The sequence below is a fragment of the Neobacillus sp. DY30 genome, from assembly GCF_030123065.1.
GTDB lineage: Bacteria > Bacillota > Bacilli > Bacillales > Cytobacillaceae > Neobacillus.
Genome location: NZ_CP126093.1, coordinates 2,776,455 through 2,799,339 on the forward strand (window position 1 = coordinate 2,776,455; position 22,885 = coordinate 2,799,339).

The 22,885-nt window shown below is 37.7% G+C and carries 22 protein-coding genes and 1 pseudogene; 16 read left to right on the plus strand and 7 right to left on the minus strand.

The window, feature by feature from the left end; genetic code table 11:
* Positions 1-369: 369 nt before the first annotated feature.
* Positions 370-1,299 carry a DMT family transporter gene (locus QNH29_RS13385; RefSeq protein WP_283865242.1) on the plus strand — a complete coding sequence of 310 codons (930 nt, stop codon included), beginning with the start codon at positions 370-372 and terminating at the stop codon, positions 1,297-1,299.
* A 69-nt stretch (positions 1,300-1,368) separates the two neighbouring features.
* Here the strand turns inward: QNH29_RS13385 and QNH29_RS13390 are convergent, their stop codons facing one another.
* Positions 1,369-2,295 (minus strand): alpha/beta hydrolase family protein, encoded by a 927-nt coding sequence (locus QNH29_RS13390; protein WP_283865243.1) that lies wholly within the window; start codon positions 2,293-2,295, stop codon positions 1,369-1,371.
* Positions 2,296-2,646: 351 nt separating this feature from the next.
* On the opposite strand from QNH29_RS13390, the gene QNH29_RS13395 reads away from it, so the two are divergent.
* From QNH29_RS13395 to QNH29_RS13425, 7 genes are all read left to right on the plus strand, one after another.
* The gene (locus tag QNH29_RS13395; protein ID WP_283865244.1) at positions 2,647-3,183 is read left to right on the plus strand and encodes a VUT family protein; all 537 of its coding nucleotides are present in this window, start codon (positions 2,647-2,649) and stop codon (positions 3,181-3,183) included.
* 135 nt (positions 3,184-3,318) lie between these two features.
* A complete protein-coding gene (locus QNH29_RS13400) occupies positions 3,319-4,008 on the plus strand; it encodes a YwaF family protein (RefSeq protein WP_283865245.1) in 690 nt (229 codons plus the stop codon).
* 576 nt (positions 4,009-4,584) lie between these two features.
* The gene (locus tag QNH29_RS13405) at positions 4,585-6,078 is read left to right on the plus strand and encodes a carboxylesterase/lipase family protein (protein ID WP_283865246.1); all 1,494 of its coding nucleotides are present in this window, start codon (positions 4,585-4,587) and stop codon (positions 6,076-6,078) included.
* A 174-nt stretch (positions 6,079-6,252) separates the two neighbouring features.
* Entirely contained in the window at positions 6,253-6,915 is a 663-nt protein-coding gene (locus tag QNH29_RS13410; RefSeq protein ID WP_283865247.1) for an HAD family hydrolase, read from the plus strand.
* Positions 6,916-7,238: 323 nt separating this feature from the next.
* Positions 7,239-7,634, plus strand: a complete 396-nt coding sequence (spxA, locus tag QNH29_RS13415) for a transcriptional regulator SpxA (RefSeq protein WP_283865248.1) — start codon at positions 7,239-7,241, stop codon at positions 7,632-7,634.
* Positions 7,635-7,765: 131 nt separating this feature from the next.
* Positions 7,766-8,179, plus strand: coding sequence for an RrF2 family transcriptional regulator (locus QNH29_RS13420; RefSeq protein WP_283865249.1), 414 nt, complete (start codon positions 7,766-7,768; stop codon positions 8,177-8,179).
* 124 nt (positions 8,180-8,303) lie between these two features.
* A complete protein-coding gene (locus QNH29_RS13425; protein WP_283865250.1) occupies positions 8,304-8,645 on the plus strand; it encodes an IDEAL domain-containing protein in 342 nt (113 codons plus the stop codon).
* Between the two features lie 330 nt (positions 8,646-8,975).
* Here the strand turns inward: QNH29_RS13425 and QNH29_RS13430 are convergent, their stop codons facing one another.
* On the minus strand, positions 8,976-12,008 hold the full coding sequence (locus QNH29_RS13430; RefSeq protein ID WP_283865251.1) for an efflux RND transporter permease subunit: 3,033 nt from the start codon (positions 12,006-12,008) through the stop codon (positions 8,976-8,978).
* 307 nt (positions 12,009-12,315) lie between these two features.
* On the opposite strand from QNH29_RS13430, the gene QNH29_RS13435 reads away from it, so the two are divergent.
* The 5 genes from QNH29_RS13435 to QNH29_RS13455 all read left to right on the plus strand — a co-directional run bounded on the left by QNH29_RS13435 (position 12,316) and on the right by QNH29_RS13455 (position 17,064).
* Complete coding sequence (locus tag QNH29_RS13435; RefSeq protein ID WP_283865252.1) at positions 12,316-13,023, plus strand: DNA alkylation repair protein; 708 nt, start codon at positions 12,316-12,318, stop codon at positions 13,021-13,023.
* 204 nt (positions 13,024-13,227) lie between these two features.
* Positions 13,228-14,262 carry an ABC transporter permease gene (locus QNH29_RS13440; RefSeq protein WP_283865253.1) on the plus strand — a complete coding sequence of 345 codons (1,035 nt, stop codon included), beginning with the start codon at positions 13,228-13,230 and terminating at the stop codon, positions 14,260-14,262.
* A 1-nt stretch (position 14,263) separates the two neighbouring features.
* The gene (locus tag QNH29_RS13445) at positions 14,264-14,950 is read left to right on the plus strand and encodes an ABC transporter ATP-binding protein (protein ID WP_283865254.1); all 687 of its coding nucleotides are present in this window, start codon (positions 14,264-14,266) and stop codon (positions 14,948-14,950) included.
* A gap of 57 nt (positions 14,951-15,007) precedes the next feature.
* Positions 15,008-15,688: a response regulator transcription factor gene (locus tag QNH29_RS13450; protein WP_283865255.1), complete on the plus strand. Its 681-nt coding sequence runs from the start codon at positions 15,008-15,010 to the stop codon at positions 15,686-15,688.
* Positions 15,685-17,064 (plus strand): HAMP domain-containing sensor histidine kinase, encoded by a 1,380-nt coding sequence (locus tag QNH29_RS13455; protein ID WP_283865256.1) that lies wholly within the window; start codon positions 15,685-15,687, stop codon positions 17,062-17,064. Before QNH29_RS13450 ends, QNH29_RS13455 begins: the two co-directional genes overlap by 4 nt.
* Before the next feature lie 64 nt (positions 17,065-17,128).
* Here QNH29_RS13455 and QNH29_RS13460 read toward each other — a convergent pair whose 3' ends face one another.
* From QNH29_RS13460 to QNH29_RS13480, 5 genes are all read right to left on the minus strand, one after another.
* Positions 17,129-18,343 carry an amidohydrolase family protein gene (locus QNH29_RS13460; RefSeq protein ID WP_283865257.1) on the minus strand — a complete coding sequence of 405 codons (1,215 nt, stop codon included), beginning with the start codon at positions 18,341-18,343 and terminating at the stop codon, positions 17,129-17,131.
* A gap of 6 nt (positions 18,344-18,349) precedes the next feature.
* Positions 18,350-19,438, minus strand: coding sequence for a hypothetical protein (locus tag QNH29_RS13465; RefSeq protein WP_283865258.1), 1,089 nt, complete (start codon positions 19,436-19,438; stop codon positions 18,350-18,352).
* A 198-nt stretch (positions 19,439-19,636) separates the two neighbouring features.
* Positions 19,637-19,918 carry a hypothetical protein gene (locus QNH29_RS13470; RefSeq protein ID WP_283865259.1) on the minus strand — a complete coding sequence of 94 codons (282 nt, stop codon included), beginning with the start codon at positions 19,916-19,918 and terminating at the stop codon, positions 19,637-19,639.
* Between the two features lie 11 nt (positions 19,919-19,929).
* Positions 19,930-20,319, minus strand: coding sequence for an SHOCT-like domain-containing protein (locus QNH29_RS13475; protein WP_283865260.1), 390 nt, complete (start codon positions 20,317-20,319; stop codon positions 19,930-19,932).
* Positions 20,320-20,331: 12 nt separating this feature from the next.
* Positions 20,332-20,697, minus strand: coding sequence for a DUF2089 domain-containing protein (locus tag QNH29_RS13480; RefSeq protein WP_283865261.1), 366 nt, complete (start codon positions 20,695-20,697; stop codon positions 20,332-20,334).
* Between the two features lie 308 nt (positions 20,698-21,005).
* On the opposite strand from QNH29_RS13480, the gene pdxS reads away from it, so the two are divergent.
* The 3 genes and pseudogenes from pdxS to QNH29_RS13495 all read left to right on the plus strand — a co-directional run bounded on the left by pdxS (position 21,006) and on the right by QNH29_RS13495 (position 22,704).
* Positions 21,006-21,887: a pyridoxal 5'-phosphate synthase lyase subunit PdxS gene (pdxS, locus tag QNH29_RS13485; RefSeq protein WP_283865262.1), complete on the plus strand. Its 882-nt coding sequence runs from the start codon at positions 21,006-21,008 to the stop codon at positions 21,885-21,887.
* Positions 21,888-21,906: 19 nt separating this feature from the next.
* Positions 21,907-22,112, plus strand: a pseudogene (locus tag QNH29_RS13490) (type 1 glutamine amidotransferase family protein); the annotation flags it as partial.
* 262 nt (positions 22,113-22,374) lie between these two features.
* Complete coding sequence (locus tag QNH29_RS13495; protein WP_283865263.1) at positions 22,375-22,704, plus strand: DUF3870 domain-containing protein; 330 nt, start codon at positions 22,375-22,377, stop codon at positions 22,702-22,704.
* Positions 22,705-22,885 lie beyond the last annotated feature (181 nt).

Consider the following 22,885-nt stretch of genomic DNA (forward strand, 5'->3'; position numbering starts at 1 on the left):
AAACCATCCCTTTTCTTTGTTTTAGGTTTATTTTCGTGTAGTGCTGAGAATTAATAGGCGGAGAATTTCCGGCTAATGTTTATAGAGGCAGCTTAAGAAGCAGATATAAGCGGAGATATTCCGGTTAACTGCTTTAAAAAAGACAAAATCCCAAGGATTTAGATTCAATAAGCGGAAAAACTCCGCCTATTTTTAAGGAAATATGGGTATTTCCGAAGATAAACGGAAATTCTCCGCTTATTTCCAAACAAATCAACATTCAGTTTTAACAGAGCCTTGTTTTAATAAAAATTTTTCTAGTGCCAAGTAACGGTTATTTGAGATAATATTTGCATGTGTTTATTTTTAGGGTGAATGGATGGCGAAAACATGAAATCAAATACGTTTTATTATTTAGGATTAATTTTTGTATCGATTGTTTGGGGAATCAATTTTGGGGTTTCACGGTGGGCAATGGACGTGTTTCCTGCCGAGGTGTTTGTATTTCTCCGATTTGGGCTGGCGTTGCCTGTCTTATTTATTATTTTAAAGTGGACAGAAGGCAGTGTAAAAGTGGAGAAGCGTGATTTGCTGACACTCGCGGCTATTGGGTTGATCGGCGTGACGGCTTTAGAGATCATGGTTATGTACTCTATCAAATATACAACTCTTGCAAATGCCTCTTTATTAAATGTTGCACCTTGGCCGATTTTTGCTGCTCTTTTTGCACCATTATTTACTCGTGAAAGAATAAGCGTAAGAGTGGCAACTGGCGGATTTATTGCTTTAATCGGGGTAACGTTGATTATCCTAGGGGGAAAAGATGGCTTTGACCTCAGTTCTAAATATATGATAGGAAACTACATTGCTTTAGGTATCAGCTTAATTGGTGCATTATTCAATTTGGCATGCATGCCGCTGATGAAGAAATACTCACCTCTGCGTGTAACCACATGGTACGTCTTGTTTGGTTCACTGTTTTTATTACCGTTTACCCTTGATAAATGGAGCAATATCCAATGGGGGAATCTCTCTATCATTACGTGGGGAGCCGTTGCGTATAATGTATTGCTTTGCACTGTCGCTGCCTTTGTTATCTGGAATATCTGCATGAAGCACGTGGGCGCAGCCAAAGCCAATTTCTTTCGCTATTTCGTACCAGCGGCCGCTGCTGTCGCGGGTGCTTTATTTTTTAATGAAGCAATTTGGATTACACAAATTGTTGGAGGATTAGTTATTGTTCTTGGTTTAGTTTGGATTGGAACGGAGAGAAAACAGCAAATCCCACCGATTATGAAAATCTCAAATTCTAATAGATAAAAATAATCACTTCATGAAAGGCTCGGTCTTCATTGGACCAAGCCTTTCAGTGTACCTCGATACAATTTTTTACGCAATAGAGTGAATCCAGTCGGAAATGTCATTGATGACTTGTTGATCTACATTTTGAGCAACTTTATACTCTTTTTGTACTTTTAAAATATTTCCATAAATCGAAGGCATAAACAAATGATTTAAGTTCGGATAAAGTTTAAATGTTACATTGCGTTTCTCCACCAATATTTTCTTATAACTCTCGAAATCTTCTTCAACCTTTGCTTGAACATCTTTTTCTCCTTGTAAAATCAATACAGGTTTATCCAAATTACGCAGATAATTACTGGATGGATGTTCGCCCATTTCTTTGAAATAGTAAGCTCTAACGTTGCCAAGTACTTTGGTTGACTTTGCTTCTTCATCCGTTAGATTGTATATATTTTCAAACTTGTGCGATAATGATGCTATTTGTTTTCTCGCAATCATTTTTAAAAACCAATTCAATGAATCTAAAAGATCATCATTTTGAGACAACATTATTTCCTCAAGTTTTCTTGGAGAACCAGCCATCAAAATCAATCCTGCAAAATCGCCGCCTTCCGCATCAATTCGTGGTGCTAACATACCTCCAAAACTATGACCGATAATAAATATTTTGTTTGAATCAATCCGTGAATCTTTCCGTAATAGTTCAGCTGCAAGAATGGCATCTTCAATGGTTTCTTCTTTCACTGATAATCCAGTATTATCTTTCATTTTTTTCCCATATTTAAATGTTCTCTTGTCATAACGAAGAACGGCAATTCCGTTTTCCGATAAACCTTCAGCAAGGTCTTTAAATAGGTACGTATTCCCAGCTTTAGAATCCATATTCCCGGGCCCTGAGCCATGAACCAATATGACACCAGGAATCAATCCGGCCGCTTTATTTGGGATGCTTAATATCCCATTAAGTGGAAAGGTGGTTCCAGCACCTATTACAATTTTTTCATCTGCCATTTTTTTACCCCCAATTCAGTTACCTCTTACCTTCGGACCTTATTATGTATATCTAGTTAAAATTTCCTATCTTTTATTTTATTCTAGGTATTTTCCAAAAAGTCCTTTTTTACGGTTATGTTAAGGAGTTTTTATAGATATGAGGGCTAGAGAGGGGTAGGTAAATATAAATAAAGGTATCGACAGATTAATAGGAAAAGTGTAAAATAAGAAAATCTTAATAAAAAATCCGCTCACTGCGGTCGAGGTTGTAGCACCCCTCGCTAAAAAAACTAAGATGAAGCGGCATTTCTCTTAGAGGTGCTGTTTTTTTATTTTTCATCTTAGATTGTAAAGGGAGAGTGTTTTTTTGTGAGAATACTATTGTATTTAGTTTCAATCGTTACTGCTAACGTTGTGACAGCAGCATTCGCACCATTAACGATGGGTATGTTCATCGTTCCAATGGGAACATTTCTAATCGGGGCAACATTTATTTTCCGTGATTTAGTTCAAAACAAGTATGGAAGAAAGAAAACATATATGTTTATCGGATTAGCACTGTTATTATCCGCAGTCGTTTCATCCATTTTAGGCGACACCCTAATTATTGTTTTAGCATCTGCAGTTACATTCGCGATAGCAGAAACAACTGATACAGAAATTTATTCAAGACTAAAATTGCCAATGAGTTTACGTGTTCTTTACAGCGGTATTGTTGGGGGAATCTTGGACTCAGCGATTTTCGTGGTTCTTGGTCTGAGTCCGTTAGGTGCAAACTTCCTGCCTTGGGAAGCCGTTCCGGCAGCAATCTTAGGTCAAGTGATTGTTAAAACGATTATTCAAGGAATTGCAGCCCTTATTATTCACCAAACGAATAACATGAGCAAAAATACAGTTGCAAATTAAAGTAAAGCCCCAAACTCAATTAGTCGAGTTTGGGGTTTTTAATTAATCATAGTCCGGACTATGATAGTCATATATTCTTATTATCCTTGAAAACTGAGAAAAGAGGTGTTTGTTATCATGTTTTCTGTTACCGGAATGCAGACTTTCACATTCTTTTCAATGCCTCATGTTATGGCGTTTTGTCTTTTTTTTCTAACCTGTTTTCTATTTATCTACTACAGAAAAAGTCTTAAATCATATCAGACCATTATTAAATGGACCTTATTTACAACATTAGTCCTTTGTGAAGTTTCCTTTCATTTGTGGTTAATTCTAACGAACCAGTGGGAAGTGGGCGACCTCCCGTTACAGCTTTGTTCATTGAGTACTTTTTTATCATTGTTCTTATTTTTAAAGCACAATCAAAAAGTGTTTAACCTCTTATTTTTCATTGGACTTCTTCCTGCGATATTAAGTATGGTCACACCGGACATCGTCTACCAATTTCCTCATTTTCGATTCATAAAATATTTCCTTCATCATTCCGCCATCCCACTAGCTGTTTTGTACTTTATCCTTTTTGAAGGGTACAGAGTTCCTAGAAAAGCTGTGATCACTAGCTATCTTACGTTGAATGTGATAGCTGTACCAATATTTTTCATCAATATATGGTTAAACACCAACTTCTTCTTTTTAGCAAGCCCTTCGGAAACAGAAACCTTACTATCCTTTTTCGGCAGTGGAATTATGTATTATATTAGTCTAGAAATAGCCGCAATTATTGTATTTATCATTACGTATATTCCGATGGGAATTTTACAAAGGAAAGAGCAGCGTGTTGAATGACAAGGTGTACATTTAGGTAAAACCGTACAGGTATTTATGAGAAACCGTACTGTTTTTACGAAAACCGTACAGTGTTTATGAAAAACTGTACAGTTTCTACGAGAAACCGTACAGTTTCTACGAGAAACCATACAGTTTTTACGAGAAACCGAACAGTTTTTACGAAAACCGTACAGTTTTTACGAGAAACCGAACAGTTTTTACGAAAACCTTAGAGTTTCTACGAAAACCGTACAGTTTTTACGAAAACCTTAGAGTTTCTACGAAAACCGTACAGTTTTTACGAGAAACCGTACAGTTTTTACGAGAAACCGTACAGTTTTTACGAGAAACCGTACAGTTTTTACGAAAAACCGTACAGTTTTTACGAAAACCGTACAGTTTATACACAAAAGTGTACAGCTTCTACAAAAAACCATACAGGGTCAACAATTACCCCTAAAGTTTCCAAAAACCACCCCTAAAAGGTATAAATTTAAACTTATTTGTAAATAAAAGGAAAATACCTTCTCCTTCTCGAATAGTTTTACTAACAACAAGAACCTACAAAAACTTCTAATTAGGAGGAGGAGGCTAATGACTAAAACAATTGTTGAAATCGCTTACGGAAAGCTACAGGGTGAACAAGTCAATGGTGTATTTGCATGGAAGGGCATCCCATATGCAAAGCCGCCAGTAGGATCATTAAGGTTTCGTGCTCCAGAGCTGCCGGATTCTTGGGAAGGTATTCGGGACGCGACCGCATTCTCACCAGTTGCGCCACAACCGCAGCGAGAAATCATGGAGTTTTTTGGTAATGACATCTCGAATATGAATGAAGATTGTCTTTACCTAAATGTATGGTCACCATGTGCAGATGATAAAAAGCGGCCGGTAATGGTTTGGATTCACGGCGGTGCTTTTGTATCTGGATCAGGGTCCAGCAGCTGGTATGACGGTACTTCATTTGCGGCGAACGGTGATGTAGTCGTCGTTACGATTAATTACCGATTAGGAATTTTAGGTTTCCTGCACCTAGGAGAAATTGGCGGGGAAGAATACGCAACATCAGGAAATTGCGGCATTATGGATCAGGTAGCTGCATTACAATGGGTGCAGGAAAACATATCAGCATTTGGCGGTGATCCGAATAATGTAACGGTATTTGGGGAATCTGCTGGGGCAATGAGCATTGGGGTTCTGCTTGGTTTTCCTTCAGCTCGAGGTCTATTTCATAAAGCAATACTCCAAAGTGGTGCTGCCGCTAATGTTCATTCCTCGGCAAAAGCAACTAAAATAGCTAGTCATCTTTTAGCGGCTTTACAAGTTGAACCCACGAATTTATCAAAATTAGAGCAATTGCCAGTGGAGCAATTAATACAGGCCACAGACCTTGTACCACCAATGAGTTTAGGGCCGGTAATTGATGGTATTTCAATGCCTAGACATCCGGAAGAGGCAATCGCAGAAGAATCAGCAAAGGATGTCTCCATACTAATTGGGACTAACAAAGATGAATACAATATATTTAGTGTGTTTGATCCTGAATGGAAAAACGCCGATGAGACAAAGGTTACAAAGCTATTTGAAAAAACGTTTGGGCCACTGGTGCCAATTATTTCAAGTTACCTCGGAGGAAACAAGCCGCTCTCCCAAGTACTTTATAACAAAATACTAACGATGAGTATCTTTACATATCCTGCACAAAAATTAACGGAACTGCAGGTGAAACAAGGTGCTCCTGTTTGGATGTATCGTTTTGATTGGGAAACACCGGTATTTGGCGGGGCGCTTAAATCTACCCACGCGTTAGAAATTCCATTTGTTTTTAATACACTCAATACACCAAATACGGAGAACTTCACAGGAACATCCCCAGAACGTCAGTTGGTAGCAAACCAAATGCACCAGGCATGGATAAACTTTGCACATAATAGCAATCCAAATACAGAAATCCTTCCTGAATGGCCGAAATATAACCTGAATGAACGTTCAACGATGATTTTTAATATCGAAAGTGCTGTAGAAAACGATCCAAACCGTGAAGTGCGGATGATTTGGGAACAAGCAGCAATGATGATGAAATTTTAAAAGAGGTGCCAGGCACCATCCACTATAAATAGCGTCTTGCCAAAACTCTCTTCAAAAATAGAAGGGAGTTTTGTTTAGTTAATCCTTCATTTTCATGTATAGTAGAGGAGTACATAAAAAGAAAATACTTGTTCCCAACAAAGATTTTCAAAAATAAATCGAAAGGCTGATGATATGAAGGTTGCTATTTTTGATTTTGATGGAACATTATTTCCTGAAGAGACTTTCCCGCTTTTAATGAGTCATTTAAAGAAACATCCTGTCCACTTTCAAAAGTACCGTAAATTCTTTCTCAGAATCCTGCCGGTTTACATTGCATACAAATGTAAACTTTACCCTGAACAAAATATGAAAGAGTACTCGATGTGGTCGTATCTAGCGGCTTTTGGTTCTTCATCGAAAACAGAAATTGATGAGTTTTTTTCTCAAATTGGCGGGATGATGAGTCGAAACTTGAGTCTTGATATGTTAAATCGACTGGAACAGCATAAAAAAGATGGATATTATACCATGCTGGTTTCAGGAGCATATGAGCCGCTTCTGAATTCCGTTACGGAGGATGTTACTTTTGATTGCATCATTGGAAGCAGGATTCCGTACGAGGATGAAAAATTATCTAAGAACACTTCTATCCATTATATTTATGGTGAAAGAAAGAGAGAATTCATCAATGCTCATCTTTCAAATACCGAAGTGGATTGGCAAAACAGCTTTGCATATGGAGACAGTTACAGTGATTTAAATGTACTCGAGTTAGTTGGAAATCCTGTGGCTGTGAACCCAGAACCTCGTCTTTTAGAAATTGCACATGACAAAAGATGGGAAATCATTTCGTAACCATACAGTCTTTTCGCAGTTTAGATGAAAGGAGAGCGTATCCTACTGCTGGACACGCTCACCTCATTAGAAAATTGCACAACTAGACAATATTTTTAACAGTTCAATCCGTGAGTAAGTAACCGAATAAATAAGTTTGAATATAATGTACCCAGGAAATTACAGTTGACTTATTTAACTGTAAAAATTAATATTACAGTATAGATGTAAAGTTAAGCTCTCAAATAAAATAGTTTAGTTGAAAATAACTGTAATGATTTTTGTTACATTTAAATAACTGCAAGCATAGGATAATGGAAATGATAAAAAGGAGAGTGTAATAGATGGTAACTCTATTTACAACACCAAGCTGTGGTTCTTGTCGAAAAGCAAAAGCGTGGTTTGAGGAACATCAAATTGACTATATTGAAAGAAACATAATAGCTGATCCACTTACAATCGATGAGATTAAATCGATTCTTCGTCTGACAGAAGAAGGGACGGACGAGATTATTTCTACGAACTCAAAAGTTTACCAGGAATTGAATGTCGATATTGACTCTCTGCCACTTAATGCATTATATAAATTAATCATCGACAACCCTAAAATGTTGCGCCGTCCAATCATCATAGATGAAAAACGACTGCAGGTTGGATATAACGAGGACGAAATAAGCAGGTTTTTACCACGTAGGCTTCGTACATTTGTAAGCACCGAATCGCAAAAAGCGGCTAATTAATAAAACAGATAAAATTGAAGTTACGCTGCGTCCAATCTGTAACGTTGATCATTACAGTATAATAAATGTTATAATAGTTGATAGTAGCAATATCTGTAATAGAAAAATGATGAATGTATAGGAGGCAGGTCATGAACAGTGATTTTACACTTGCCATTCACAGTTTAACTCTACTTGCTTTACAGCCAGACCGGATGTCAACAAGTGAATATATTGCAGAAAGTGCCGGTGTCCACCCAGTTCGTATTCGAAAAGTATTAAGTTTATTAAAAAAACATGGATTTATTAAATCAAAAGAAGGAACAGGCGGCGGGTTTATATTTGCTTTAGACCTTAGTGAAGTTAATCTCTGGGACATCTATAAGATTACCTCTGAAGGTGCACTTCAGCCTAAATGTCCAGAATCAAATGAACAGTGTCTTGTGGGGGCAAATATGCAAAGAGTCTTGTTTACCATTTTTTTAGGTGCTGAAAAACATCTGGGTGAATATTTAAAGGATTATACTATTAAAGAAATTGTTGATTTTATCAATAAAAAACAATAAAGAAGAATTGGCTGGCCTTTGCAAAAGGTTTCTTCTTACTATAACTGTAATAAAATAATTTACAGTAAGATTTCGTGAAAAAACTTTTTAAGTAGGACTATACTTTTCAAGCAGGTGAAAAATCATGTTGAATAATAATCATTTTCCAATTTTAGAAATAGGTGATTGGGTTAAGGGAAATTTGCATAGTGGGGAATTAATTATAGGTTATGTTGAATCGCTCAGCAATTTAGAAGGAGTGGCAAAGGTCACGATTGTGACTAGCGACAACAAAGATATAAATGGCAGAACAATTGCATTATTAACCAACCAGCTTAAACGTCTACCTGCTGGTAATGTGACCAATAAGGAACAAATACTTTTCCTAATTGACCTCGCGTTATCAACTGGAGATGAAGAATGGTTTAATGAGCTGTCAGCCAAGTTGCATTCAATCAATCAGCTGGTAAAGGAAGTTAATGCATAACCATTATCTGATGATATTAAATAGACAGGTGTAAATTACACCTGTCTGTTTTTATTATTAAATTGAACACACATAATCGCTTTTGATTGGTATGATTTTAGAAGATATCGTTCTATATGTAAAATTTATCAGCCAGTAATGGCTCCACCTGCGCCAATTACCATGATAGCCACACATGCTATCCCCACTAATGGTAGAATAATACATCAATGTTAAGAACCTGCTTAGTTGATGTTAAGGTTATGTAAAACCTGTTAACCATTGGAAAAATAATAAGCCGAAGACATGCAAGGATTACTAACTCTTGCATGTCTTCGGCTTTGTTAAGCTTTACATTTCCATAGATTGTTCAGAGGATTTAGCCATTCTTTGTTTCTTCGATTTTTTAAAATACAGTAATTCATACACACATGGGATGACAATTAACGTCAATAGGGTAGCTAGCGCAAGCCCGCCAATAACGACAACCGCCAAGCTTTGAGAAACTAAGCTTCCAGTCTGAGATGCTTTAAATAATAGTGGTATCATTGCACAGATCGTGGCGATAGCAGTCATCATGATCGGCCTCATTCTGGTTGCCGTAGCTTCCACAATTGCTTCGCGAATCGTCATTTTTTCTTCATTTTGTCTTACACGGTCAATAAGAACAATCGCATTGGTTACGACAATTCCAATCAGCATCAGCGCTCCAAGCAGTGCGGTGATATCAACACTGATCCGGCTGATTAAGATTCCTAAAATCGCACCGATGGCTGCTAGCGGCAGAGATGTTAAAATTGCGATTGGCGCTTTAATTGACTTAAATGTGATTACCATAATCAAGAACACAATTCCGATGGAAACAAGCATGGTCAAGAATAGATCCGTAAAATCCTCCATTTGCTGAGCACTTGCTCCCCCAACGAGAACGTCTACATCATCAGGAATGACCATTCCTTTATTGTCTTTTTTATCTCCAAATAATTCCAGGTTAATCTTTGTTGAGATTTCAGAAAGCTTAGCAGGATCAACGGCTGCAATCACACGAAGATAGGTCTCACCGTCTTTATGGAATTGGCTGGTTGAACTCTCTGTCACTTTTAGTTCAGCTATCTCAGAAACGGGTACCATTCCGTTTTCTGTCATAATCGGAATGTTTTTCAAGTCGTCTTGTGTTTTTGTGTTAAGTAAAGGTTCGAGGACAACCATTGTCTGTTTATCATTTAACGTGATTGTCCCCATTGGTGTCTTGTTTAACATAACCCCAAGCTGCTGGGCGATTTGCTGTGTATTACCTTTAGCTGGATCTACGACTAGAGAATAGACGGTTTTCTTTTCATCTTGATTGGTTGTGACTTCCTCGACACCGTCAATATCCGCTACTTTTTCTTTAATACTGTTTGCCGTTTTTTCTAGTTGATTGATATTTTCACCAATCACATCAATAGTAATATTGGTTGCTGATCCACCCATCATAAACGAAGCCGTGGCGACATCTAATACAGCGTCTGGATAATCGTCCTTTTTCTTTTCGATTTCTTTTAAAACCTTATCTGTTTCTTTTTTATCTTTTAAAAGAATACTGATTACCGCTTCGGTTGGAGAACCGATTTGGCCAAATTGAGCGAAATCAGCTGAAGAACCGACTTGGTTAAACAGATATTTAACCTCATCCATCTCTGAAATATCATTTTCAAGTTCGATCGCCTTTTCTTTGACTGTTTCAAAAGGTGTTTCATTTGGGTATTTCAAGGTCGCTGTAACGAAGTCAGCAGAAGAATTGTTAACGGCACCCTTAGGTACAGCGAAGTACGCACCAATTGATCCGACGAACAATAAGAAGCTAATCGTGAATACAATCCATTTATGATTTAAAGACCATTTTACTGCTTTTGGAAAGCGTACTGCCGGTTTGTGTTCTGGGAGTTTGGTGTTCTTCAGCAAACCTGCACTCATTAACGGTACTAATGTTAAGGCAACCAAAAGCGAAGCGAGCAGGGAATAGGTAACCGTCAAAGCAAATGGTAAAAGAAATTCTTGAAGTCCGCCGTTTAATAAACTCATCGGCAGGAAAACCGCGACGGTTGTTAACGTGGAAGCCGTTATCGCAACACCAACCTGTTTCGTTGCATCAATCACCATTTGAACGGAAAACTTCTCTGTTTGCATTTTACGATAAATATTTTCAATGACCACGATACTGTCGTCTACTAGCCGCCCAACGGCCACTGCAACCCCGCCCAGTGTTAAAATATTTAACGTTACGCCGGAACGTGACAGTAAAAACAGGGTAAAACAAAGTGATAGCGGGATAGAAACAATCGTAATAAACGTTGTTCGGATATTACGTAAAAAAATCATAATCACAATCGTTGCAAACAAAGCACCGAGAAGGACTTCTTTCATCATCGTTTGCACAGATGTTTCTACCATATCAGCTGAGGCCACATAGATCGTCGATTCTTGTGTATTGTATTTTTTGTTAATTTCCTTTGTTACTTTTTCGATTTCTTTGCTAATGGTCACAGCATTAGAGTGACTATCCTTTGTAATGCTAATGCTTAATGCTTCGTTCCCGTCGAAACGATTTAGAAAATTGGAATCAGTTGTTTCTTCAATCGATGCGATATCCTTAAGTGTTACATTTGGTGCGACTGGCAGACTCTTAAGTTTTTCGAGGCTGGATACGTCGCCAATCACCTTAATGTTGCTTGTTTTTCCGTCAATATTCTTTTCGCCAATGGCAAGGGCACTGTTTTGACCTTGAAGAATTCCGAGCACACTCTGAAGGGATACTTGGTTTTGTGCTAACTTTTGATTATCAATTTTTACAGTGATAACAGGATCAACTAGACCATAGGTTTGTACTTGTGAAACACCGTCAATTTCTTTATATAGCGGTTCAATTTTTTCTTTTACCAATTCTAGGTTTTCTGTCGTAAGGCCATCTTTAAAGGTTACAGCGATGTTGGAGATGGGAATCATGGAGGTATTTAGCTGTGAAATGATCGGCTTGGATATGTATGCTGGAAGTGCCACATTTGATAATGCCTCTTGAACATCTAATTTTGCTTGTTTCATGTCGGAACCTGCTTCAAAAAATAAATCTACTTTTGAAAAGCCGTCTCCAGTGGTGGAATAAATCGAATTTTTTCCTTTAATTCCTGTAACCGCCCGTTCAATTGGAGAAGTAACATCACTTTCCATGGTTTTTGAATCGGTTCCTTGCCCCATTGTAATAATGGTTACTTGCGGATTATCTGCGGAAGGCAGGAACTCCATCGGTAATCGAAAATAACTAACAACCCCAATAATCAAAACTAATACCGTTATTAATGAGACCGCAGCTTTATTTTGAAAAGCCCATTTTGTGAAAATTGACATAGGTACATCTCCCTTTTGGTTTGAAATAAAATTCCAATTTGAATTTTAACACAATTTTGTAAAAACTAAACCTTATTTACTAGTAAATTTCAATATTTTTACAATATTTTAATGAATATGATTATACCGCCTCCGATTTAAAGTGCTAATTAACTGTCAGTGCGCCCTGCTACCTAAATATCCCATATTTTTCATGGTTTGAGGAGACTGAATTTTCTCTACGACTTAAGTCTTACCAGCAATGCTGCCCAAGAATGTATGAAGACGGAATTGTTTGATATGATGATAAAGAAGGGAGTGTAAAAGGATGGAATTTGAAATCGTCATGCAGGAACTGGAAGCTTTGGGTAAAGAACGAATGAAAAAGACTTACATAAGTAATGGTGCACATGAACCACTCTTTGGCGTGGCTACAGGTGCAATGAAACCACTCGCAAGGAAGATCAAGAAAAATCAACCTTTGGCCGAGCAGCTTTACGCTACCGGGAATTATGATGCCATGTACTTTGCCGGTATTATTGCGGACCCAATGATGATGACGGAGATGGATTTTGAACGTTGGATGGATGGCGCGTATTTTTACATGCTCTCAGATTATGTTGTCGCTGTAACGTTGTCAGAAACGGATATTGCGCAAGAGGTTGCCGATAAATGGATCACAAGTGGGGAAGAACTTAGAATGTCCGCGGGCTGGAGCTGTTACTGCTGGCTTTTGGGGAATCGCCCGGATAGTGAATTTAATCCAAACAAAATGGCCAGCATGCTGGAACAGGTAAAAAATACGATACACGAATCTCCTGAACGGACAAAATCAGCGATGAATAATTTTATTTACACCGTCGGGGTTTCTTATTTGCCGCTCCATGAACAAGCGTTTGAAATTGCAAAGGCTGTAGGTCCAGTCGAAGTCAAGCGGGACAACAAAAAAAGCAGTATACTGCTTGCTTCCGAAAATATAAAAAAGGAATTGGATAAAGGAAGAATCGGTTTCAAACGCAAATATGTAAGATGTTAGAATAATTGGAGCCTTTCATAACAAGCACCTACATCAAATCGTCTAAACTGGTCATCTTTTCCTAAAAAAGAGCCAGGCACTATCCAAAATTTTGGCTGGTGCCTGGCACTTTTTTATTCTCATAAAATATGTAATCAGTTGTTCATCTACAGTTCATAGTCCGATTATAAACTATGAATGTTAAAAAGAATTGGAGGAATGAAGATGAACATTGCATGGAAAGAAATGAAGAAAAATAAAGGCAGGTTTTTGATTTTAGGTTCCATTGTTTTTCTTGTTAGCTTATTAACGTTCATAATATCTGGTTTGGCACATGGATTGTCAGAGGACAATGCTGCATTAATAAAAGATTTGCCTGACGGTCATTTTTATATGTCTAAAGATGCTAATCAAACGAATAGCCTCTCAAAAATAGATACTGAAGTCCAAGATCACATGTTAAAGAAACATACAGATGCTGTTGCATTTTCAATTCAAATGGGGTTTTTGAATGATGAGGATGATAAGCAGCGAAGTGTTGCCTTTGTTACTTCAACTGAATCTGAGTTGTTTGTAAAGGTCAATAAAGGAGAAATAGTATTAGATCGGTCTATGGAAGAAAAGGGGATAAAAATGGGGGATACCTTAACGAATAACCTGTACAGCGGCACATTTGTTGTATCAGGTTTTGTGGACCAAAAGAAATTCAGCCATGCACCTGTTGCATTTATTAATCACCAAGACTATAACGAAATTTACCGAGCTAATGAAATGCAATTGATTTTTGTACCAGGAAAAAATTCTCCTGATTCAGTCACAGGATTAGATGTTTTTTCTAAGAAACAATTCCTAAACACAATATCCAGTTACAAGGCAGAGCAGACGTCACTAAATATGATTGTTTGGTTTTTAGTTGTCATAAGCGGAATGTTATTCGGGATCTTTTTCTACATGATGAACGTTCAAAAAATGGGTTTATACGGTATCTTAAAGGCAATCGGGGTAAAAACAAGGACATTGTTTCAAATGATGTGGACACAAATGTACGTTATTACAGGTATGGCTTTAACGATATCGATTGCTCTTAGTCAGATTTTTAATATGCTTGCACCAAAAGACATGCCCTTTAGTTTGACCCTGGAAATAACAGTACAATTATCCATAGTCTTCTTTATGATAGGTTTTATTGGGGCTACCATTTCAGGCATACGGATTAAAAAAGTCGAACCATTACAAGCGATTCAACAAGGAGAGGTTTAATATGACAATATTTACGGTTGATAATGTTAGTAAAACGTATATAAATGGCGAAGTAAAGGAAAAAATTCTGAAAGGAGTAAATCTTTCTCTTAGGGAAGGTGAGTTAACAGCATTAGTCGGAGCCTCAGGTTCTGGTAAAAGTACACTTCTAACCATTGCAGCAGGACTTCAACCCGCTTCGGAGGGACAGGTAATTTTCGAAGGGGAAAATTTGACCTCAATGAATGGAGAACAAGTTAGAAAAATCCGGGCCAGTAAATTTGGATTTGTTTTTCAATTCGCTCATTTGGTTCCTTTTCTCACCGTAGAAGAGCAGCTATTGCTGATGCTGGATGTATCAGAATCTCAAATAAAGAAAACACAACAACAAAAGGAAATTGACCAAATACTAGCATTAGTGGGAATGGAACATCGAAAGCATGCCTATCCGACAACATTATCTGGCGGGGAAAAGCAGCGGGTTGCCATTGCTCGTGCTATCATCCATAAACCAAAGGTTCTGTTCGCTGATGAGCCAACTGCCAGCCTCGATTCAACAAAATCAAAAGATGTGATGATGCTGCTTCGGGATTTGACAAAGAGGTTGAACTTGACGACTTTAATGGTTACCCATGACGAGGAAATGCATTCTTATGCGGATTGTGTCATTAAGATGAGTGATGGAAAGGTTATACTCAGTCAACATTAGACTCTAACGATTGTAAGGGTATAATGAAGCAGACGATTTTTTTGGGGGAGAAAAGATATGACGACTATTTTAATTGTTGATGATGACATTCATATCTTAAATTTAGTCAACATTCAACTATCTAATCATGGCTATAACGTACTGCTGTCAAAAAATGGGGTTGAAGCCTTAGAAGTACTTAAAAAGGAACCAATTGACTTAGCTATAGTCGATGTGATGATGCCATTCATGGACGGCTTTGCACTAACAGGGGAAATTCGAAAACAGTATGATATTCCTGTCCTCCTGTTGACAGCTAGAGACCAAATTGAGGATAAGGAGCAAGGATATCTAGCTGGAACAGATGATTATTTGGTTAAGCCCTTCGAACCAAAGGAATTACTTTTTCGAATAAAAGCATTGTTACGGCGATATGAACATCAAACGGATGAAACCCTTGTGCGTATTGGCAGTACAACCATTAATAAAAAAAGCTATGAAGTTCAGATTGGCCGCCGAACCTTGCTTTTGCCTTTAAAGGAATTTGAATTATTATCATATCTATTTTCTAATCCGAAGCAGGTATTTTCCAGAGTACACTTAATTGAACGGATTTGGGGTAGGGATTATGAAGGAGATGACAGAACGGTAGATGTGCATATAAAAAGATTAAGGGAACGTTTTTCTACATTAAGTGATGATTTTCAGATTAAAACCGTACGCGGGGTTGGTTATTTTTTGGAGGTTCAAAGGAAATGAGAACCCTTTATGTAAAATTTATTGTTATAACCACTGGAATGATGCTGATAAGTTTTATCTTGGCTTTTTTAATCTCAAATACCTATTACCACAAAAAAATAAAGCCATACAATGACGAAAAAAACACAAAGGTTGCGTTAAACATTGCCACTTTTGCAAACGAACATCCTGACAGCAACCTAGGAGCCTATTTAGAGAACATTTCTGATGTTGGCTATCAACTTTATTTAGTCGACACCCTTGGATATGAACATTATTTTGGTGAGCCTTTCAGAAATAATAGTCTTCCTGCTTCAACAAAAGAACGTGTATTATATGGTCATATTTTTCACGGTATCCTTCATTACCCGCGTGAAACCTTTGTTACAGGCTTTTTTGCCAATGAATTGAGGAACACGATAGGTGTTCCATTAGAACATAACGGGAAAAACTATGCTCTTTTTATAAGGCCGGATATCAAATTTCTCTTCAAGGAAATGCATGTTTTATTTGGATGGATCCTGCTATTAGCCATCTCTTTATCCATTGTGATGGTACTGATTAACACAAGATATCTAATTAAACCTATTTCGACACTAACGAAAGCAACAAAGTGTTTAGCTAATGGAAATTATAATGTGGAACTAGATAGTAAACGTGATGATGAGTTAGGACAGCTTTCCCAAAGTTTTTTACAAATGGCGAGAAAGTTAGAACAAATGGAGGAAATGAGAAAGGAATTTATCTCCAATATCTCTCATGATATCCAATCACCCCTCTCCAATATTAAAGGTTATACGAACCTATTGGACCATGAATCAATCAGCAAAGAAGATAGGACCCAATACGTTTCCATCATAAATAGTGAAATTAGAAGACTATCTTCCTTAACAAAACAATTATTACTTCTTGCATCGTTAGATCGAAATGAGGATGTGATGAAGAAAAAATGGTTCAATGTTAGTGAGCAAATAAAGGGGTTAATTCGAAAGCACCAATGGGCAATCAGTGAAAAAGGATTAACACTTAGTTACTCTTTACCTGATATCGAAATCATGGGTGACCCCTCGTTACTTGAGACAGTTTGGGATAACCTAATATCCAATGGTATTAAATATAATGTACCTGATGGCAGTATCGAGATATCCATTGAACAAAGAGGAAATTCCGTCTTCGTGACGTTTGTTGATACAGGTTTAGGGATGAGCAAGGCGGAAGTGGAACGGATATTTGAACGCTTTTACCGTGCAGATACATCCCGTACAAGAAGTGTTGAAGGGACGGGCTTAGGCCTCTCAATTGTTGCAAGTATTGTCAAGATCCATAATGGGGTTATTACAGTAAAGAGTACAGAAAAAGAAGGGTCTACTTTTATTATTGAATTGCCAGTAAAATAGAAATTGATAATAGAATAGCAGAAGCATCATTTTCATGCTCCTGCTATTTGTATCTTAGATAGGATTAATCTCGGTTAATTACCTTAATTCCTCTATAGAAAACCTGTTTTATCTTATCAATCTCCGTAATTTCCAGTCCAGGTACACCCTCAGCTACTAAAAAATTGGCTTCTAAACCTACTTCAAGTCGTCCAAATCGGTCATCTTTTCCTAAAAGCTTAGCTGGATTATCTGTTAGTAATGATAGAATCTTGTTTTCATCATAATTTTGCTTTTTTAAAAGCTGCATAACAGGCTGAGCGATTAACATTAAGACGTCAGGCCCTTGTAATGATTGGTCTTGAAACGGAAGCCATGAAGTTCCAAGATAGGGTGGGAGATAGGAGTCCGTTGCAATGGATACAGGTATGTCTTTTTCCACATATTTAAGAATTTCTTCTGGAGAGTTAGGCGCTAAATGTGTACCACCCATTGGGGTAGCAACAATTTTAACTCCTTGTTTTACAGATTTCTCCATTTGTTTATCTGTCATTCCGTGTGCATGATGCAAGACATCCACGCCAGCATCTAAGGCTAATTGGATACCCTCTTCACCAGCCACATGGGCACCCATCCGCTTGCCTAATCGATGATAGATGGTTACGATCTTTTGTAATTCTTCAAGCGTGTAGATGATTTCTCCTGCCCGCGGTACTTCTTTATCAGTGAAATTTGCTGGTGTCGCACTGATAAAAATATTTTCCCCAGGATAATCACTCTCTAGAGCAATCATTTGCACGAGTACAGGGTCCGCTAAATCGTAATGAGTAACTCTACGTGATTGTGTAATAGAAGTAAAGTGGGCTAAATTCTCAAAACCTATCGAAATGCTAGTTGTGGCAAAGGAAACATCAATAGGTAGATCACGAACGGCTTTCTGGTAATCTTCTTTTGAAAAATCACAAAGAGGATGCCCGCAAATTTGCTCACCAAGTGCCGTAATACCCGATGACAAGGCATGTAAGAGAATGGTTTTACCTGCCAAAAAATGGGTTTCCGGTGTCACGGGATACAGTGAGGTTGGTGCAAATTCTAGTAAATGAGTATGGCAATCGACCAGAGAGGGGGTAATCACATAACTCGAACAATCAATCACATCGAGATCAGGATATCCCTCCTTCAACCTCTCCCAGCTGTCAATCGCAGCAATTTTTCCATTTTCTATGACAATTGCACCGTTTTCCAATGATCCAAGCTGACTAACCGTTACGATTTTCTTTCCTCGAATCATATATCTCATTTTTCGTCACACCAAAAATGGAGTTAAGAAATATCCCAATACACACACAGTAATAATTCGAAGAATCATGCCGATAATCGCAGCCTCTAATGTTTCTCTTTCATTCAGGCTGGATGTTTCAGCCCAGGTGACAGGCACCTGTCCAAAGATAACTGATAATGGCAGCCCGGAATTGGCTAACACAAACGAACCAACAATTAAACGGGGGTCAATGGTGCTGGCGAGATCTGCTAGCTGGGCAACAGCAAGAGTCGGTGCGGCGAGAATAGATACAATCCCTGTTGCTGGTTCAATACTTAAGTATGTGAGGACAGAAGATAAGCCTGATTCTATGAAGCTCCATACACCTATGAATTTTAAGGCTCCGATGAAGAAAAATACGGCAGCAACGGCTGGAATGATGATTAAAAACAGCAGTTCAACACCTTCTTTAGCGGAGGAGAAAATCGTTTGAGAAAATTTTGTTGCAGGTGTAAACCGCGGTAATTCCTCTAACTCGACTTTCTTTGTATCTCGATAAATGGTTCTAGATAAAAGAAACGGCACGGCAATAATTGGAACAAAAATAGATAAGATGACAAGTGGAAAGGCATTTATGTTAAATGCTGAAAGTGCGATAAGACCTAACACAAAGGTTGCAAAGGATTGAGGGGATTGAATCATCGTCGCGACAGCTATTTTTTGCTCTGCTTTGGTTGCATTCGCTTTTACTAAAATTGGACCCGAGATTTTTCCGGCAGCGTTAATATCTCCAAGAATATTATAGACACTTGGAATGATCACGGAAGGATTAATTTTGAACCACTTCATAATCGGAACAAATAGGCGAATTAACCCATCCGTAAATCCTAAACGTTCCAATAGACGGCCAACAATAACGCTTACTATAATGGCAATTCCAACTTCACTTGTTAGAAAAATATCAACAACGATCGGTTTTACTTCTTTAATAATCGTCTCAAATAGGGTAGACAGTGAATTAGGAGCAAATAAGAGCAGAATCAATGACCCAACGACTAACAATATACCAATGACTTCAAAAGTCTGCCATTTTAATCTAGAGGAATTAGAAACTGAAGCTTGTTCCTTCTCCATAGAAAAACCTCCTGCCATTTTTATTTATGGTATGTATGGGCGGGAAATGTGTGTATATCCATTTCTTGGTTAAAGATGCAGGAAGGAACAGTGAACGGGGGATATTCCTATCTATAGTAGAAAAAATAAAAAGCGAATCTCTTGAGTTTCAAGGATTCGCGGCTGCTTAGGGGGTAATTCTTATAGCAATCATCTACTTTATATTGTAACCTTAACCTCGGTCCCATCCTTAGCCTTGACGTCGACCAGCACGATTCCTTTATGATATTTCAGTTCCTTGATGATTGGTTTTAGCGCTTCTTTATCTATTTGTGGAATAGTGAAGTCAAGTTTTTTTCTTTCAAAATGTTCTTTTGTCCATTTGTTTGCCTGTTGATGTACAAATTTTGAAGACAAAATCGAATTAACAAGTGTTAGAATGGCATATGGAATTGGGATGGTAAACCGAACGTCTTTTGCTTTCACTTTTACATACAGCATAAGCAATTCCACTATTCAATAATGACAGAAACGGTATCACCGTTTGCCGACTTAACATCAACGATTTGGCCATCCAATTCGTTTTCGATTGCTTCAATAATAAGATTTATGTCAAGATCCTTTACATATTTTTCTGATTGAGGAATACTGGCTGCGATGCTGTGTCCAGCCATTAATACTACCTTGATAAGTTTTATCGGTAAATTGACGGTAACGTTATCATTTTCAGCTGACACAACACGAATTTTTAATGTTTTCTCTAAATATTTAGTCGGTTTTTCTACTAGCTTACTTCCTGCTTCTTCTTTCTCTTTTAATACTTGAATCAGTTCTGATCCTTTATCTGCATCAATTTTTCCTTCTTGCACCATCGTTAATACTCTTGCAATTTCGTCTTTCATGGTTAATTCCTCCTATTCCTCTTTTAAAAGCTTAATGGCTTCCTCTGGAGTGATTTCGCCATTTTCCAACATGGTCACAATCTTTTTCTCGTCGACTTCATTTTTCTTCTTCTGCACATATCCAAGGGATGAAATGATATCAGTCAGCTTGCTTCTGACCGTTGGATACGATATACCCAGTTCCTTTTCAACTTCTTTGATATTGCCTCTGCATGTTAAAAAGACTTCCACAAAATGAAGCTGGTCCTTTGATAATGACGCTAACTTGGTTAACTCAAACTCATTTTCAATCGTAGTGTGACAGTGAGAGCACTGCAGCTTCATAATCTTCAATGTCTTGCTGCAGACAGGACAATTTGTAATTACTTTATAAGCCATAATGAAATTCCTTCCTTTTATTTGATTTGATTATATATCGATAAATTCAATTAGTAAATAATGAAAATTAATTTTTTTAATAAAAACATTAAAATTATTAATTTATAAATTGATTTTATTAACTAAATCAAGAAATGAAGTTAGAATGACTCTTTTTGCAGGTAAGGTGCAAAATAAATAAGGATAGTGCCAAGAAATTTGGCATATTGGTTTCACAGAAAGTTCACAAATAGTGGTTTTTACATTTGGCACGAAAATTGCAATTTACTAGTTTGAAATAGTGGTAAATCATTAAAGGGGGCTTAACATTGAAAACAGGTACGGATCGTGTAAAAAGAGGCATGGCTGAGATGCAAAAGGGCGGCGTCATTATGGATGTTGTGAATGCAGAGCAAGCAAAAATAGCAGAGGAAGCAGGAGCGGTAGCTGTAATGGCATTAGAGCGCGTTCCTTCTGATATCCGTGCAGCTGGCGGAGTAGCAAGAATGGCAGATCCGCGAATTACGGAAGAAGTCATGAATGCGGTTTCCATTCCAGTTATGGCAAAAGCACGTATCGGACACATCGTAGAAGCCCGAGTTCTTGAAGCAATGGGCGTTGATTATATTGATGAGAGTGAAGTTTTAACACCAGCAGATGAAGAATACCATCTAAATAAAAAAGCTTACACGGTTCCATTTGTTTGTGGCTGCCGTGATCTTGGCGAAGCAGCGCGCCGTATTGGTGAAGGCGCATCCATGCTTCGTACAAAAGGAGAGCCGGGAACTGGTAATATCGTAGAAGCTGTTCGTCATATCCGTAAGGTAAATGCACAAGTACGTAAAGTCGTTTCGATGAGTGAAGATGAACTAATGACAGAGGCTAAGCTACTTGGAGCTCCATATGAACTTCTTCTTGAGATTAAACATCTTGGACGCCTACCTGTAGTCAACTTTGCAGCTGGTGGAGTAGCAACGCCTGCAGATGCTGCACTTATGATGCAGTTAGGTGCTGATGGAGTATTTGTTGGTTCAGGAATCTTTAAATCTGATAATCCAGCAAAATTCGCTAGAGCGATTGTGGAAGCAACAACCCATTACCAGGACTATAAACTAATTGCAGAGATTTCAAAAAATCTTGGAATTGCAATGAAAGGTATTGAAATTTCAACTCTGCCTCCAGAAGCACGTATGCAGGATCGTGGTTGGTAAGGAGTATTTCTAATGCTTAAGGTTAATAGATAAATACGATTTCATAGAAGACTTAAAATTGTTTGCTGAAGAAGGAAAGCTGATGTTTAGATTTGTTCTGATTTAATTATATTGGAATAGAATATTGTTAGCTATGATGCTCCATATATCGGAGCAATGGACGTCTCTGTAGAACGCAATTCATTTGGGCGTCAGGGGGAAACCTTTGAAACGAATCTTGATATTTAGGATATATAAGGGCGCGTTCGCTTTTCCTACAAAAAAATTTCTTGTCTTTCTAGAAGGGTTATGGCATACAAGAAGAGAATTATTTATTTATAAAATGTTATATCTATATAAAATAATCGTAAGCGTTTAATTGCAGTTGAAAGCGCTTTGACGTTTTTGAAAATTTAGAAAACTTGTATTGACATTGTTTTTTCTGACCCATATACTCGAGTTAGAAAAAGAAAATGTTCAGTTGGTTTTCGAAAGGAGTTTTAGGGGCATGCAAACACTTGAAACAGTGATTGTTACAGGATATGCAAAAGCTCCACAGGGAACTTCCATGTATGAAATGTATAAGCATGCGGGAATTGTACTCGAAGTGGATCTAAAAGAGCATAAAATTATCGGCGCCGAATTCACATTCGTAACAGAACTAACAAAGAATTATTTTCAAAAACTGCTAATAGGCTACTGTCTTCAAGACGGGGTTGAGCCGCTGATTGCACGAATTCAAAGCTTTTATTTTGCTCCATCCCAGCAAGCGATCATTGTGGCTCTCCAAGCTGCAGTTCAACGCTACTGGGATAACGTGAAGCAAATGAATACATAACGTTTGGTTATAGTAAAGTGGGAAGATGACCTCTTCCCATGGTCTTATTAAAACCGGGCAGACATGGACTCTTTGTAAGGAATGTTCGTTGGAACGACATTCTTTATAGAGGATCTATGTTTTGCTCGGTTTTTTATATTTCCGAACTGTTAAAACCCAATAAAGTCTATGGAGAGGAAGG

What these genes read in the sequence shown, in the direction of transcription:
- QNH29_RS13430 (WP_283865251.1), bottom strand. Translation starts at nt 12,008, where the DNA reads ATGTCAATTTTCACAAAATGGGCTTTTCAAAATAAAGCTGCGGTCTCA.
- QNH29_RS13495 (WP_283865263.1), top strand. Translation starts at nt 22,375, where the DNA reads ATGCAAACACTTGAAACAGTGATTGTTACAGGATATGCAAAAGCTCCA.
- QNH29_RS13445 (WP_283865254.1), top strand. Translation starts at nt 14,264, where the DNA reads ATGACAATATTTACGGTTGATAATGTTAGTAAAACGTATATAAATGGC.
- QNH29_RS13420 (WP_283865249.1), top strand. Translation starts at nt 7,766, where the DNA reads ATGAACAGTGATTTTACACTTGCCATTCACAGTTTAACTCTACTTGCT.
- spxA (WP_283865248.1), top strand. Translation starts at nt 7,239, where the DNA reads ATGGTAACTCTATTTACAACACCAAGCTGTGGTTCTTGTCGAAAAGCA.
- QNH29_RS13460 (WP_283865257.1), bottom strand. Translation starts at nt 18,343, where the DNA reads ATGAGATATATGATTCGAGGAAAGAAAATCGTAACGGTTAGTCAGCTT.
- QNH29_RS13425 (WP_283865250.1), top strand. Translation starts at nt 8,304, where the DNA reads ATGTTGAATAATAATCATTTTCCAATTTTAGAAATAGGTGATTGGGTT.
- QNH29_RS13480 (WP_283865261.1), bottom strand. Translation starts at nt 20,697, where the DNA reads ATGGCTTATAAAGTAATTACAAATTGTCCTGTCTGCAGCAAGACATTG.
- QNH29_RS13475 (WP_283865260.1), bottom strand. Translation starts at nt 20,319, where the DNA reads ATGAAAGACGAAATTGCAAGAGTATTAACGATGGTGCAAGAAGGAAAA.
- QNH29_RS13410 (WP_283865247.1), top strand. Translation starts at nt 6,253, where the DNA reads ATGAAGGTTGCTATTTTTGATTTTGATGGAACATTATTTCCTGAAGAG.
- QNH29_RS13470 (WP_283865259.1), bottom strand. Translation starts at nt 19,918, where the DNA reads ATGCTGTATGTAAAAGTGAAAGCAAAAGACGTTCGGTTTACCATCCCA.
- QNH29_RS13435 (WP_283865252.1), top strand. Translation starts at nt 12,316, where the DNA reads ATGGAATTTGAAATCGTCATGCAGGAACTGGAAGCTTTGGGTAAAGAA.
- QNH29_RS13405 (WP_283865246.1), top strand. Translation starts at nt 4,585, where the DNA reads ATGACTAAAACAATTGTTGAAATCGCTTACGGAAAGCTACAGGGTGAA.
- QNH29_RS13385 (WP_283865242.1), top strand. Translation starts at nt 370, where the DNA reads ATGAAATCAAATACGTTTTATTATTTAGGATTAATTTTTGTATCGATT.
- QNH29_RS13455 (WP_283865256.1), top strand. Translation starts at nt 15,685, where the DNA reads ATGAGAACCCTTTATGTAAAATTTATTGTTATAACCACTGGAATGATG.
- QNH29_RS13440 (WP_283865253.1), top strand. Translation starts at nt 13,228, where the DNA reads ATGAACATTGCATGGAAAGAAATGAAGAAAAATAAAGGCAGGTTTTTG.
- QNH29_RS13465 (WP_283865258.1), bottom strand. Translation starts at nt 19,438, where the DNA reads ATGGAGAAGGAACAAGCTTCAGTTTCTAATTCCTCTAGATTAAAATGG.
- QNH29_RS13390 (WP_283865243.1), bottom strand. Translation starts at nt 2,295, where the DNA reads ATGGCAGATGAAAAAATTGTAATAGGTGCTGGAACCACCTTTCCACTT.
- QNH29_RS13400 (WP_283865245.1), top strand. Translation starts at nt 3,319, where the DNA reads ATGCAGACTTTCACATTCTTTTCAATGCCTCATGTTATGGCGTTTTGT.
- QNH29_RS13450 (WP_283865255.1), top strand. Translation starts at nt 15,008, where the DNA reads ATGACGACTATTTTAATTGTTGATGATGACATTCATATCTTAAATTTA.